The sequence below is a fragment of the Pseudomonas sp. NFACC46-3 genome, assembly GCF_900114515.1.
Lineage (GTDB): Bacteria > Pseudomonadota > Gammaproteobacteria > Pseudomonadales > Pseudomonadaceae > Aquipseudomonas > Aquipseudomonas fluorescens_Q.
In genome coordinates this window covers 1-12,966 of sequence record NZ_FOTH01000014.1, presented here as the reverse complement: position 1 = coordinate 12,966, position 12,966 = coordinate 1, and the positions used below count along the sequence as shown (strand labels likewise).

At 60.2% G+C, this 12,966-nt stretch carries 12 protein-coding genes; 7 read left to right on the top strand and 5 right to left on the bottom strand.

The features are described 5' to 3' along the window. Positions 1 to 54: 54 nt before the first annotated feature. Complete coding sequence (gene gabP, locus BM300_RS15500; RefSeq protein WP_092147497.1) at positions 55 to 1,449, top strand: GABA permease; 1,395 nt, start codon at positions 55 to 57, stop codon at positions 1,447 to 1,449. A gap of 151 nt (positions 1,450 to 1,600) precedes the next feature. On the opposite strand, the gene BM300_RS15495 is transcribed toward gabP, so the two are convergent. After that, positions 1,601 to 2,335 (bottom strand): response regulator transcription factor, encoded by a 735-nt coding sequence (locus BM300_RS15495; protein ID WP_072343733.1) that lies wholly within the window; start codon positions 2,333 to 2,335, stop codon positions 1,601 to 1,603. Between the two features lie 222 nt (positions 2,336 to 2,557). Here BM300_RS15495 and BM300_RS15490 point away from each other — a divergent pair, with 222 nt between their 5' ends. After that, positions 2,558 to 4,075, top strand: coding sequence for a sensor histidine kinase (locus BM300_RS15490; protein ID WP_092147494.1), 1,518 nt, complete (start codon positions 2,558 to 2,560; stop codon positions 4,073 to 4,075). 177 nt (positions 4,076 to 4,252) lie between these two features. Here the strand turns inward: BM300_RS15490 and BM300_RS15485 are convergent, their stop codons facing one another. From BM300_RS15485 to glyQ, 4 genes are all read right to left on the bottom strand, one after another. Further along, entirely contained in the window at positions 4,253 to 5,032 is a 780-nt protein-coding gene (locus BM300_RS15485; RefSeq protein ID WP_063323648.1) for a lysophospholipid acyltransferase family protein, read from the bottom strand. Between the two features lie 80 nt (positions 5,033 to 5,112). Next, positions 5,113 to 5,652, bottom strand: a complete 540-nt coding sequence (gene gmhB / locus BM300_RS15480) for a D-glycero-beta-D-manno-heptose 1,7-bisphosphate 7-phosphatase (RefSeq protein ID WP_161951759.1) — start codon at positions 5,650 to 5,652, stop codon at positions 5,113 to 5,115. 4 nt (positions 5,653 to 5,656) lie between these two features. Continuing rightward, positions 5,657 to 7,708 (bottom strand): glycine--tRNA ligase subunit beta, encoded by a 2,052-nt coding sequence (gene glyS / locus BM300_RS15475; protein ID WP_063323646.1) that lies wholly within the window; start codon positions 7,706 to 7,708, stop codon positions 5,657 to 5,659. After that, a complete protein-coding gene (glyQ, locus tag BM300_RS15470; RefSeq protein ID WP_022641565.1) occupies positions 7,705 to 8,658 on the bottom strand; it encodes a glycine--tRNA ligase subunit alpha in 954 nt (317 codons plus the stop codon). Before glyQ ends, glyS begins: the two co-directional genes overlap by 4 nt. A gap of 81 nt (positions 8,659 to 8,739) precedes the next feature. On the opposite strand from glyQ, the gene BM300_RS15465 reads away from it, so the two are divergent. From BM300_RS15465 to BM300_RS15445, 5 genes are all read left to right on the top strand, one after another. Then, positions 8,740 to 9,297: a DNA-3-methyladenine glycosylase I gene (locus BM300_RS15465; RefSeq protein WP_063323645.1), complete on the top strand. Its 558-nt coding sequence runs from the start codon at positions 8,740 to 8,742 to the stop codon at positions 9,295 to 9,297. Between the two features lie 43 nt (positions 9,298 to 9,340). Further along, positions 9,341 to 10,228 carry a lysophospholipid acyltransferase gene (locus BM300_RS15460; protein WP_072397575.1) on the top strand — a complete coding sequence of 296 codons (888 nt, stop codon included), beginning with the start codon at positions 9,341 to 9,343 and terminating at the stop codon, positions 10,226 to 10,228. A gap of 163 nt (positions 10,229 to 10,391) precedes the next feature. Next, positions 10,392 to 11,441, top strand: a complete 1,050-nt coding sequence (locus BM300_RS15455) for an NAD(P)/FAD-dependent oxidoreductase (protein WP_092147491.1) — start codon at positions 10,392 to 10,394, stop codon at positions 11,439 to 11,441. Positions 11,442 to 11,492: 51 nt separating this feature from the next. Further along, positions 11,493 to 11,849: a VOC family protein gene (locus BM300_RS15450; protein ID WP_092147488.1), complete on the top strand. Its 357-nt coding sequence runs from the start codon at positions 11,493 to 11,495 to the stop codon at positions 11,847 to 11,849. 165 nt (positions 11,850 to 12,014) lie between these two features. Beyond that, positions 12,015 to 12,803, top strand: a complete 789-nt coding sequence (locus tag BM300_RS15445) for an SDR family NAD(P)-dependent oxidoreductase (RefSeq protein ID WP_092147485.1) — start codon at positions 12,015 to 12,017, stop codon at positions 12,801 to 12,803. The last annotated feature ends 163 nt before the right edge of the window (positions 12,804 to 12,966 follow it).

Below are 12,966 nucleotides of genomic sequence, written 5' to 3'. Positions count from 1 at the left end.
GGAAGCGGTGGGTACGAGGTGACACGAATAAATCCAACACCAAGGGTAGTCTCAATGAGCGGTACGCAAACTTCCAATCATCTGGAGCAAGGGCTCAAACCCCGGCATGTGACGATGCTATCTATCGCCGGCGTCATCGGCGCTGGCCTTTTCGTGGGCTCCGGCCACGCTATCGCAGCGGCCGGTCCAGCCGTGCTGCTGGCTTACGCTGCAGCGGGTGCCCTTGTGGTGCTAGTGATGCGGATGCTGGGTGAAATGGCAGTGGCATCGCCGGACACCGGTTCCTTCTCCACCTATGCTGACCGTGCGATTGGTCATTGGGCCGGTTTCACCATCGGCTGGCTCTACTGGTGGTTCTGGGTCCTGGTGATTCCGCTGGAAGCCAACGCCGCCGCAACGATCCTGCATGCCTGGTTTCCGAACGTGGCGATCTGGGCCTTCACCTTGGTCATCACCCTGCTGCTGACGGTCACCAACCTGTTCAGCGTGAAAAATTACGGGGAGTTCGAATTCTGGTTCGCCTTGGTCAAGGTGGTGGCGATCATCGGCTTCATTGGCTTGGGTGTGATGGCGATCTTCGGCGTGCTGCCCACCAGCCAGGTCAGCGGTGTTTCGCACCTGTTCGACACCCAGGGCTTCCTGCCCAACGGCATGGGCGCGGTGTTGGGGGCCATCCTGACCACCATGTTTTCGTTCATGGGCACCGAGATCGTGACCATCGCGGCGGCCGAATCGAAGAACCCTGGCCAGCAGATTTCCAAGGCGACCAACTCGGTCATCTGGCGGATTGGCTTGTTCTATCTCGTCTCCATCTTCATCGTCGTTGCCTTGGTGCCGTGGAACGATCCGCTCCTGGCCAGTGTCGGTTCCTACCAGACGGTGCTGGAACGCATGGGCATCCCCAATGCCAAACTGATCGTCGATATCGTCGTCCTGGTGGCAGTCACGAGCTGCCTGAACTCGGCGCTGTATACGGCTTCGCGGATGATGTTCTCGTTGGGCAAGCGTGGTGATGCGCCGGCCGTTTCCCAGCGCACAAACAAGAGCGGTACACCTTACTGGGCGGTGATGCTGTCGACCGGGGCGGCCTTCCTGGCGGTATTCGCCAACTATGTGGCACCGGCTGCTGTGTTTGATTTCCTGCTGGCCAGCTCCGGCGCCATTGCATTGCTGGTGTATCTGGTCATCGCGGTTTCGCAGCTGCGCATGCGCAAACAACGCATGGCGCGTGGTGAAAAAGTCGCTTTCAGCATGTGGCTGTTCCCTGGCCTGACCTACGCGGTGATTGTCTTCATCGTCGGGGCCTTGACCATCATGCTGTTCCAGGAAGCCCATCGCGTGGAAATCCTCGCGACCGGTCTGCTGAGTGTCTTGGTGGTGATATCCGGCGTGCTGGTACAGCGCCGTCGGATCGCAAAAACAGGACGCTGGGTACCGACGATCGGTTGATCCTGTTGTGGCGAGGGGATTTATCCCCGTTGGGCTGCTCAGCAGCCCTAAAGCAGTGAATTCAATCTTCCAGGCACACCGAGTTGCCTGGTTGGGGGCTGCTGTGCAGCCCAGCGGGGATAAATCCCCTCACCACAGATGTATCCAATACCTAACTCGCGACAGACGCTTCGCTCCCCGCCGCCACACTCTCCAATCGATACCCGTACCCATAAATCGTCAGCAATTGCCAACCCCGGTCTGCCGTCAGGCCGAGCTTGTTGCGCAGGCGATAGATATGGGTGTCGAGCGGGCGGGACGAGGTCATTTCCTCGTGGGTCCAGAAGCGTTCGTAGAAATACTCCCGAGACAGCGGCCGGCCCAGGTTGGCGAACAGGCATCGGGCCAGGCGGTATTCCCGCTCGGTCAGGCTGATGGGAATGCCGGCGCGGGTGATGGTCAGCTCGGCGTCGTCGAACGCCAGGTCATTGAACACCAGCACGTCGTTGGCTGGCGCGCGTTGCAGGTTGTGGCGGCGCAGCACAGCGGTGACCCGGGCCTTGAGCTCGTTGGGCCGGAAGGGTTTGCTCACATAGTCGTCAGCACCGGCGTTGAGGGCCTGGACGATGTCGTGCTCGCCGTCGCGACTGGTCAGCATGATGGCGGCCGGTGGTGAATCCATGTGCTCGCGGGTCCAGCGCAGCAATGAAAGCCCGCTGATGTCAGGCAGTTGCCAGTCGAGGATCAACAGGTCGAAGGTTTCCCGGCGCAGTTGCCGCAACAAGTCCTCGCCTCGTTCAAAGCTGTGCAGGGTCCAGGCTTGCTCGCCCCTGCCGGGGATTTGTTGCAGGGTCTGTTCTACCCGGCGCAGCTCGGCCGGTTCATCGTCCAGTATGGCGACACGCATGGAATGCGATTCCTTGATCTCGAGAGTAACGGACATCTTCAGGTGGCAATGAAACGCAGCCGGTGGCGGATTCGTTGTCATTGACCTGTCGCTGGCTGCGACAATACCGGCTCGCGGCACAGAGGGAAAGGCAGCAGCGCGCCACCTATCGAGTCCCGTTATAGTCATGGGCTTTGCAGGCCCGTAAAGAAATCCCCATTCTTGAGGTTGGCCAGGAGGCCTATGAGTAACCAGCGTCGCCGTGAAAGTCGTGAGCCAACCCAGGTCCAGCGGTTGTTTCGTCAGTTGGTGCGGGAGTGGTTGTGGATAAGTTTGTTGCTGTTGCCGCTGACGGCCTTGCTGTCATTGAGCAGCCAAGCGACGGGTAACCATCCAGGCGCTGTGTTGTTGTCGGTGTGTTTGGTGGCCTGTGTATTGGGCTTGTTACTGCTGCGCCCGCACCTGGCCTTGTGGACAACAGTGGGTGGCATGAGCCTGGCTCTGTTGATCAGTGCCGTGCTGGGCGCGCGAGGCTGGTGGTGGTCGCCCATGGCAAGTGTGCTGGGCATCCTGTTCGGCTACCTGATCTGGAATTGGCGCCGCCTGAGCGTGGTACTGGCCTATTTCGGCTGGGAGCTGGCACGCCTGGACGCGGAACCCAAGGTCTTCCCGGAACGTCGCCGCGCCTCCTACACCGGCAGCGACCGCTTGCAGGGGCAGATCATGGCCCTGGAGCAGGCCATGAGTCGAACCCGCGACACCCGACGCTTCATTGCCGACGGCCTGGAATATTTGCCGGTGGCGACCATGATCTGTGACCCTCAAGGCAAGCTGTTGCTCGGCAATCGCAAGGCGCGCGAGTTGTTCGGCCATGGCCTGGCGGGTGGCGACGTGCTGGAGCATCTCGGGCAATTGGGTTACCCAGGGTTGGAGCAGGGGACGCATCACCGGTTATCCACATTGCCCTTGGTGGAGTTTCGCGACATTCGCGAGCGCAGCTTGCGCCTGGAACGGGCGGCGTTGTTGCCGGTTGATGGCGATGCGCCGATTGGCTGGTTGTTGAGCCTCACGGACCTGAGTGCCGAACGTGAGGCTGAAGAACAGCGCAGCGTCATGCTGCGTTTCCTTTCCCATGATTTGCGTGCCCCGCACTCGGCGATCCTTGCATTGCTCGATGTGCAGCGGCATCAGGTCGGTGGGGATAATCCGCTGTTCGACCAGATCGAGCGCCAGGTACGTCGCGCCCTGGACCTGACCGAGGGCTTCGTGCAATTGGCCAAGGCCGAATCCGAGGCGTATCAATTCCAGCCGACGCTGTTCGCCATGCTGGTTCTGGATGTGCTCGACCAGGCGCTGCCCATCGCCCAGGCAAAACGCATCCAGTTGATTCATGAAATAGAGGATGAAGAGGCAATGGTGAGGGCGGATCAGCCGTTGCTGACTCGTGCCCTGTTCAATCTGCTGGAAAATGCCATCAAGTACAGTGTGCCCGACGCCTGCATTTCGCTGCAGGTTCATTGCACCCCGGGCTGGTTGATCTGCAATGTCGCCGACCAGGGCAAAGGCATCAGCGCCGAAGAACTACCAGACCTGTTTAGTCAGTACCGACGGTTTTCCTCGGCTCACGGGGTCGATGGAATTGGCTTGGGGCTGTCGATGGTCAAGGCTGTGGTTGACCATCACGAGGGGAAAATCGAGTGCCATAGCGTGGTGGGTAAAGGCACGACGTTTAGCCTGCGTTTCCCGTTATTGGAAGATTGAAAAGATCGCAGCCTTCGTCTGTATGAGCTGCCGAAGGCTGCGATCTTTGGGTGCTATAAAAAACTTATGCACCTGAAGGTGGGTTTTATGTGTTTAGGAAATATGTATTAAAAACATAGACCTACAGCATAAAAGCACCGGATTTAGAAAAAACGGTACACAGGTTATCCACAGATCTCAAACAGCGAGCTGGTCGGTGGTGGCCGGTGTTGTCGGGGTCGGGGGCAGCGAGCCCATTTCCCGTTGTGTCTGTTCATTCCAGGCTTGGACACGGTCATTGAGGTCGGCGATGGCGCGGGGCCCAGTGCCTTCGGCATACATCGGCGCGCCGATCACCACAGTGATGACGCCTGGTGTTCTGATCCAGCCAGCCTTGGGCCAGAATTTGCCGGCATTGTGTGCAATCGGCAGCACGGGTAGATCGGCGTTCACGGCCAATGCCGAACCGCTACGGGAGAATTTGCCGACGGTTCCATAAGGAACACGGGTGCCCTCGGGGAAGATCAGCACCCAAACGTTATCCTTGAGCAGTTCGTCGCCCTTCTTCGCGACCTGCTTGAGGGCTGCCTTGGGGTTGTCGCGATCGATAGCGATCGGGCGCAGCATCGCCATGGCCCAGCCGAAGAACGGCACGAACAACAGTTCACGCTTGAGTACTTGGCTCAACGGTTCGAAATAGGCCGAGAGAAAGAACGTTTCCCAGGTGCTCTGGTGGTTGGACTGGATCACGCAGGGCCGGTCAGGCACGTTCTCGGCCCCTTTGACCTCATAGCGGATGCCCAGGAACACTTTGCTCAACCACAGTGCGCAGCGGCACCAGTACACATTGATGAAACGGTAGCGCGCCTTGAACGGCAAGAAAGGCGCGATAAAAAAACTCAAGGAGCACCACAGCAAGGAACTGGTGCCCAACAGCAGGTAAAAGAGAAAGGCTCTGATGGCCTGCAATATAGACATAGCGGCATTTACCGTTGCGGGCAATGCCCGCCTGTTCAAGCGCTTCCCGAACAATCCTTGATCAGGTTGTCTTGGGAGCTCTAATTGTGGATAAGTTCAGCGGCAATCGCCGCCAAGTCGTCAAAAATCAAGGTGCCCACCGGTAGGGTCTTGCCCAGAGTCTTCTCGCCTTTCCCGGTCTTTACCAAAACTGGCTGACAATCGACGGCCTTGGCCGCCTCCAGGTCACCGAGGCTGTCGCCGACGAACCACACACCCGCCAGTGTCACGCCGTAATGCGTGGCAATGGTTTTCAACATGCCCGGCTTGGGTTTGCGGCAATCGCAACCTTCGTCCGGCCCATGCGGGCAATAAACGATCAGCCCGACTTCCCCGCCCTGCTCCGCCACCAATGCACGCAGGTGCTCGTGCATGGCTTCGAGCACGGCGAGGTCATAATAACCGCGGGCAATGCCCGACTGGTTGGTGGCAACCGCCACCGTCCAGCCGGCCTTGCTCAACTGCGCGATGGCTTCGATCGAACCGGGTAGCGGCAACCACTCCTCCACCGATTTGATGTAAGCGTCGGAGTCGTGATTGATCACCCCGTCCCGATCGAGAATCAGCAGTTTCAACAGCAGCTCCTCAACCCAGCACGGAAATATCGGCAATATTGAGGAACAGGCTGCGCAGGCGTGCCAGCAATGCATAACGATTCTTGCGAACGTCTTCGTTGTCCGCATTCACCATCACGGCTTCAAAGAACGCATCGACCGGCTCGCGCAGTGCCGCCAGGCGCGCCAGTGCCTCGGCATAATCGCGTTTTTCCATGAGCGGTTGTACCGACGCATACGCCTGTTGAATCGCCGAGTTGAGCGAAAACTCGGCGGCATTATCAAAGTAACGTGCTTCAACGGCTTTGACGGAAGGCTCGGCCTTGCTCAGCAGGTTCGACACACGCTTGTTCACCGATGCCAGCGCTGCCGCTTCCGGCAATTTGCGGAACGCCTGCACCGCTTGTACACGCTGGTCGAAGTCCAGGGCCGAACCTGGTTTCAGGGCACGCACCGACAGATAGGTAGCAACATCGACGCCTTCGTCTTCATAACGCGCACGCAGGCGGTCGAAGATGAACTCCAGCACCGCATCGGCCAGGCCGGCAGACTTGACCTTGCTGCCGAACGCATTGACGGCGAATGCCACGGCGTCGTTCAGGTCCAGGTCCAGCTGCTTGTCGATCAGGATCCGCAACACACCCAGCGCCGCACGACGCAAGGCATAAGGGTCTTTGCTGCCGGTGGGCAGCATGCCGATACCGAAGATGCCGACCAGGGTGTCGAGCTTGTCAGCGATCGCCACGGCCGCACCGGTCAGGGTGGTCGGCAGCTCGGCGCCGGCACCGCGGGGCATGTACTGCTCGTTCAGTGCCAGGGCCACGTCCTGCGGCTCGCCATCGTTGAGGGCGTAGTAGTAACCGGCGACGCCTTGCATCTCTGGGAACTCACCGACCATCTCGGTGGACAGGTCGCACTTGGACAGGATGCCGGCACGGGCTGCGCGCTGGGCGTCGCCGCCGATGCGTGGGGCGATGAACGCGGCCAGTTTCGATACGCGTTCGGCCTTGTCATAGACGCTGCCGAGTTTTTCCTGGAACACCACGTTGCGCAGACGCTCGTTGAAGCTTTCCAGCGGCTGCTTCTTGTCTTGCTTGAAGAAGAACTCGGCATCGGTCAGGCGCGGGCGGACGACTTTTTCGTTACCGGCGATGATCTGCTGCGGGTCCTTGCTTTCGATGTTGGCGACCGTGATGAAGCGCGGCAGCAACTTGCCTTCGGCGTCCAGCAGGCAGAAGTACTTCTGGTTGTCCTGCATGGTGGTGATCAGCGCTTCCTGCGGCACTTCAAGGAAACGTTCCTCGAACGAGCACACCAGCGGCACTGGCCATTCCACCAACGCTGTCACTTCGTCCAGCAGGTTGGCCGGCACGATGGCGGTGCCTTCCTGCAGGGTGGCCAGCTCTTCGGTGCGCTTGCTGATCAGTGCGCGGCGCTCGTTGGCGTCGGCCAGCACGTAGGCGGCACGCAGGTCGGCCAGGTAGTTGGCCGGCGAGGTGATGCGCACGCTCTGTGGATGATGGAAGCGGTGACCGCGGGAATCGCGACCGGCCTTCTGGGCCAGGATCGTGCAATCGATGACCTGGTCACCGAGCAACATCACCAGCCACTGGGTTGGACGTACGAATTCTTCCTTGCGCGCGGCCCAGCGCATGCGCTTGGGGATCGGCAAGTCATTGAGGGAGTCTTCGACGATGGTCGGCAACAGGCTGGCGGTCGGCTTGCCCTTGATGCTCTGGCTATAGCGCAGCTTCGGGCCGCTCTGGTCGATTTCGCTCAGGTCCACGCCGCACTTCTTGGCGAAGCCCAGGGCGGCCTGGGTCGGGTTGCCGTCGGCATCGAACGCGGCCTGGCGTGGCGGGCCGTCGAGGTTGATGCTGCGGTCTGGCTGCTGGGTCGCCAGGGCGGTGATCAGCACGGCCAGGCGGCGCGGCGCGGCGTACACCTGTTTGGCTTCGTAGCTCAGGCCGGCAGCTTGCAGGCCTTTGTCGATACCGGCCAGGAACGCATCGGCCAGGGTGTTCAGGGCTTTGGGTGGCAGTTCTTCGGTGCCCAGTTCAACCAGAAAATCTTGAGCACTCATTGTGCAGCCTCCAGCTTAGCCAACACTTCATCACGCAGGTCCGGGGTCGCCATCGGGAAGCCCAGCTTGGCACGGGCCAGCAGGTAGGCTTGCGCAACGGAACGCGCCAGGGTGCGCACACGCAGGATGTATTGCTGGCGCGCGGTCACGGAAATCGCCCGGCGCGCATCCAGCAGGTTGAAGGTATGGGACGCCTTCAACACCATTTCATAGCTTGGCAACGGCAGCGGCTGGTCCAGCTCGATCAGGCGCTTGGCTTCGCTTTCATAGAAATCGAACAGCTCGAACAGCTTGTCGACGTTGGCGTGTTCGAAGTTGTAGGTCGACTGTTCCACTTCGTTCTGGTGGAACACGTCGCCGTAGGTCACCTTGCCGAACGGACCGTCGGCCCACACCAGGTCGTAGACCGAATCCACACCCTGCAGGTACATGGCCAGGCGTTCGAGGCCGTAGGTGATTTCGCCGGTGACCGGGTAGCACTCGATGCCGCCCGCCTGCTGGAAGTAGGTGAACTGGGTCACTTCCATGCCGTTGAGCCAGACTTCCCAGCCCAGGCCCCAGGCGCCCAGGGTTGGCGACTCCCAGTTGTCTTCGACGAAACGGATGTCGTGCACCAGTGGGTCGAGGCCCACGTGCTTGAGGGAGCCCAGGTACAGCTCCTGGAAGTTTTCCGGGTTCGGCTTCAGCACGACCTGGAACTGGTAGTAGTGCTGCAGGCGGTTCGGGTTTTCGCCGTAGCGGCCGTCAGTCGGGCGGCGGCTGGGCTGCACATAAGCGGCGTTCCAGGTTTCCGGGCCGATGGCACGCAGAAACGTGGCAGTGTGGAAAGTGCCGGCGCCTACTTCCATATCGTAGGGCTGAAGTACCACGCAACCTTGCTCGGCCCAGTATTGCTGGAGGGCGAGGATCAAGTCTTGGAAGGTACGCACGGCTGGCGTAGGCTGGCTCACGAAATTCACCTGTTTCTTGGGCTGCGATTTAAAGAGCGGGAGTATACCCGATTCGTTCGTGCGCACGCCCCCTGGAGCCTTATGCCACGCTGCTTTTGGTGTTCTGACGATCCTTTGTACATGGCTTATCACGATCAGGAGTGGGGCACGCCGCTGCGCGATGCGCAGGGTTTGTTCGAGTTGCTTTTGCTCGAAGGGTTCCAGGCCGGTCTGTCCTGGATCACCGTTTTGCGTAAACGCGAGCGCTACCGGGAAGTGTTGTACGGCTTCGATGTGCAGCGCGTGGCGCAGATGAGCGACGCGGAAATCGATGAGCTGATGCTCGACCCCGGCATCATCCGCAACCGCCTCAAACTCAAGGCCGCCCGCCGCAACGCCCAGGCCTGGCTGGCCCTGGAGGATCCGGTGGCGTTCCTCTGGTCGTTCGTCGGCGATAAACCCATCATCAACCATTTCAAGGACCGCAGCGAAGTGCCGGCCATCACGCCCGAGGCTCTGGCAATGAGCAAAGGTCTGAAAAAGGCCGGGTTCACCTTCGTCGGGCCGACCATTTGCTACGCCTTGATGCAGGCCTCGGGCATGGTCATGGACCACACTCAGGACTGCGACCGCTACGCCGAGCTGGCAAACGGCGGTTAGAATAGCCGGCTCGCAACACGGCCCATACATTCAGGAGTGACCTGTGGATAAGTTGAAAGGCGCCTTGCTGGTCGGCGCTCTGCGGTTGTTTGCGCTGCTGCCCTGGCGAGCGGTGCAGGCAGTGGGCTCGGCGATTGGCTGGCTCATGTGGAAATTTCCCAACCGTTCCCGCGACGTGGTGCGGATCAACCTCGCCAAATGTTTTCCCGAGATGGACCCGGCCGAGCGCGAACGCCTAGTGGGCCAGAGCCTCAAGGACATTGGCAAATCCCTGACCGAAAGCGCCTGCGCCTGGATCTGGCCGGCCCAGCGTTCCATCGAACTGGTGCGTGAAGTCGAAGGCCTGGAGGTGCTGAAAGAAGCCCTGGCCTCCGGCAAAGGTGTGGTGGGTATCACCAGCCACCTGGGCAATTGGGAAGTGCTCAACCACTTTTATTGCAGCCAGTGCAAACCGATCATTTTCTACCGCCCGCCCAAGCTCAAGGCGGTGGATGAATTGCTGCAAAAGCAACGCGTTCAGTTGGGCAACAAGGTCGCCGCATCGACCAAGGAAGGCATCCTCAGTGTCATCAAGGAAGTGCGCAAAGGCGGCCAGGTAGGCATCCCCGCCGACCCGGAACCGGCCGAATCCGCCGGTATCTTCGTGCCTTTCTTCGCCACCCAGGCCTTGACCAGCAAGTTCGTGCCGAACATGCTCGCCGGCGGCAAAGCGGTCGGCGTCTTCCTCCACGCCCTGCGCCTGCCGGACGGCTCCGGCTACAAAGTCATCCTCGAAGCCGCGCCCGAGGCCATGTACAGCACCGACACCGAAACCGCCTGCGCCGCCATGAGCCAAGTGGTGGAGCGCTACGTGCGGGCCTACCCCAGCCAGTACATGTGGAGCATGAAACGCTTCAAGAAACGCCCGCCTGGCGAGGCGCGGTGGTACTGAAGCACACCACCGATCCTTGTGGGAACGAACTTGCTCGCGATAGCGGCCTAACAGCCGCCGCATAAACAACTGACTCCATCCTTCCCCCGTGGCGAGGGAGCTTGCTCCCGCTGGGCTGCGAAGCAGCCCCAACCGACCAGGCGCACAATCCAACGGAGGCGAAATGGATAACGCTCCAGGCAAACGCGTCATCGTCATCGGTGCGGGCATCGTAGGCGCATCCCTGGCCTACCACCTGGCGACCAAAGGCGCGAAAGTCACTGTGGTCGAGGCCGAAGGTATCGCGTCAGGCGTGACCGGCAGCTCATTCGCCTGGATCAACACCTCCCATGGCGAACCCGACCCCATTGCGCCATTGCGCGGTGCTGCCATCCAGGAATACCGCCGACTCGAAACGCAACTGCCTGGCCTGAAGATCCGCTGGACTGGCGCCCTCTCTTACGGCTCGAGTTCAACAGCGTCGGCTAGCCGGATATCCCAATCACAGATCCGTGAACTTGAGCCGAACCTCAAGAACCCTCCTCAGCAAGCTTCGTATGCGGCGGAAGAAGGAGCGCTGGACGCCGTAGCAGCAACCCATGCGCTGATCGCCGGTGCTCAAGCGAATGGCGCGAAAGTGCTCACTCAAACGTCGGTTCTCGGCTTTAAAACCCAGGGTTCCACCGTGTGGGGCGTTGAAACCGCCACGGGCGTCATTGAAGCCGATATCGTCGTATTGGCAGCCGGCACAGGCATCACGAAGCTGGCCGACCTGCTTGAAGTCTGCCTGCCCATAGACGCCTCCCCGGCAATTTTCATCCGCTACACCTCGCCACCCAACCTGGTACGCAGCCTCATTTCCAGCCCTGAAATGGAAGTGAGGCAAACCCCGGAGGGTGCGTTGCTGGCGGCCGAAGACTATCTGGACGACGCCTTGGAAAACCAACCATCGGAGATCGCGCTGCGCACCGCCAACGCCATCAAAAGCGAACTCCACGGCGTCGTCTCCCTGGACCTACAATCGGCTCGCGTCGGATACAGACCCATGCCTGCTGATGACATCCCCATCATTGGTTATCTTCCGCAGGTTGGCGGCGTATACGTGTGCGTCATGCACCCCGGCGTAACCCTGGCCGCGATCGTGGGTCGTCTTGCCAGTGAAGATATCGTCGGCGACAAGGCTTGCTCGGCCCTCAACCCCTGTCGTCCGGATCGATTTTTCCAAGCTCGGTGAGGGGGAAATGGCCTAAGCTCGCTTACTCCCAAATCAGCCAAGGAAGCGACAATGGGCATTCAAGGTAATAAAGACAGTCAGATCGATAACATCGAGTTCAATGTCAGCGACATCGCCCGCAGCAAAGCCTTCTATGCAAGCGTGTTCGGCTGGAGTTTCGTCGACTACGGCCCGACCTATACCGAATTCAGCGACGGTCGCCTGACCGGTGGTTTCACGACCGGTGAACCGGTGCGCCCGGGTGGTCCGTTGATCATCTTGTACGCGGATGACCTTGAGGCTACCCAACTCCGGCTCAAGGCCGCGGGGGCGCTCATCAGCCGTGAAGTGTTCGCGTTCCCGGGTGGAAGGCGTTTCCACTTCATCGACCCGGATGGCTATGAGCTGGCGGTGTGGTCGGCTTCCTGATGGTTGATTGATCACGAGGAGGCGCAAAGCCTCAATCGTGTCCATGATTAAGGGCCTGCGATATCGGCGACGTTGGGATGGCAAAGCCATCCCTCGATCCGTCGGATTACCGTCCAGTCAGAAATATCGCACTTCCTCTGGCTCATTAATCAAGGAGTCCCCCTCATGAACATCGACTTCACCGGCCGTCACGTCCTCGTCACCGGCTCCACCAGCGGTATCGGTTTTGCCACAGCCAAAGGCTTCCTCGAAGCCGGCGCCCACGTGGTTATCAACGGTCGCAGCGGGAGCAGCGTGGAGGACGCGTTGCAGCGCTTGGGCGCCCTCGCTTCAAGGGCCGATGGCTTTGTTGGCGATCTGAGCAACGCGCCGGGCTGCGAGGCACTGATCGCCAAATACCCACGCTTCGATATCGTCATCAACAATCTGGGCATTTTCAAACTGGAAGACTTTTTCGAAACGCCGGACAGCGAATGGCAGCGCTTCTTCGAAACCAACGTAATGTCCGGCGTGCGGGTTTCCAGGGCCTACGCGCCGGGCATGGTCGAGCGGGGTTGGGGGCGGATTGTGTTTGTTTCGTCGGAGTCGGGCGTGAACATTCCTGCCGACATGATTCACTACGGCTTCACCAAGACCGCCCAGCTGTCCATCGCTCGTGGCCTGGCCAAGCGCCTGGCTGGCACAGGCGTTACGGTGAACTCGGTGCTGCCTGGGCCGACGCTGTCCGAAGGGGTTGCCCAGATGCTCCAGGCAGATGTCGAGCGCACCGGGGACAGCCTGGAAAAGGTCGCGGCGGATTTCGTCAATGAGCACCGCAGCACCTCGATCATCCAGCGCGCGGCGCGCGTCGAGGAAGTCGCCAACATGATCATCTATGCCAGCTCGGAACAGGCCTCGGCCACCACTGGCGCGGCGTTGCGGGTTGATGGGGGTGTGGTGGATAGCATCGTTTAGGATCCCGCGACACGTTGCAAAAAAACGCCGCTTCCTCATGAGAGATAAGCGGCGTTTTTTGTTTTGGAGACAACATGGGTTGATTCGACCGGCTTTGGCGTGGTGAAGGGCTTGTTCAGCTCACTCTGTTTTCGATCAGTCGATCCGAGCCACCTTCGGCTAC

Excerpts from the sequence above, each read along its gene's own strand:
- gabP (WP_092147497.1), top strand. The coding sequence starts at position 55 with ATGAGCGGTACGCAAACTTCCAATCATCTGGAGCAAGGGCTCAAACCC.
- BM300_RS15495 (WP_072343733.1), bottom strand. The coding sequence starts at position 2,335 with ATGCGTGTCGCCATACTGGACGATGAACCGGCCGAGCTGCGCCGGGTA.
- BM300_RS15490 (WP_092147494.1), top strand. The coding sequence starts at position 2,558 with ATGAGTAACCAGCGTCGCCGTGAAAGTCGTGAGCCAACCCAGGTCCAG.
- BM300_RS15485 (WP_063323648.1), bottom strand. The coding sequence starts at position 5,032 with ATGTCTATATTGCAGGCCATCAGAGCCTTTCTCTTTTACCTGCTGTTG.
- glyS (WP_063323646.1), bottom strand. The coding sequence starts at position 7,708 with ATGAGTGCTCAAGATTTTCTGGTTGAACTGGGCACCGAAGAACTGCCA.
- BM300_RS15465 (WP_063323645.1), top strand. The coding sequence starts at position 8,740 with ATGCCACGCTGCTTTTGGTGTTCTGACGATCCTTTGTACATGGCTTAT.
- BM300_RS15455 (WP_092147491.1), top strand. The coding sequence starts at position 10,392 with ATGGATAACGCTCCAGGCAAACGCGTCATCGTCATCGGTGCGGGCATC.
- BM300_RS15450 (WP_092147488.1), top strand. The coding sequence starts at position 11,493 with ATGGGCATTCAAGGTAATAAAGACAGTCAGATCGATAACATCGAGTTC.
- BM300_RS15445 (WP_092147485.1), top strand. The coding sequence starts at position 12,015 with ATGAACATCGACTTCACCGGCCGTCACGTCCTCGTCACCGGCTCCACC.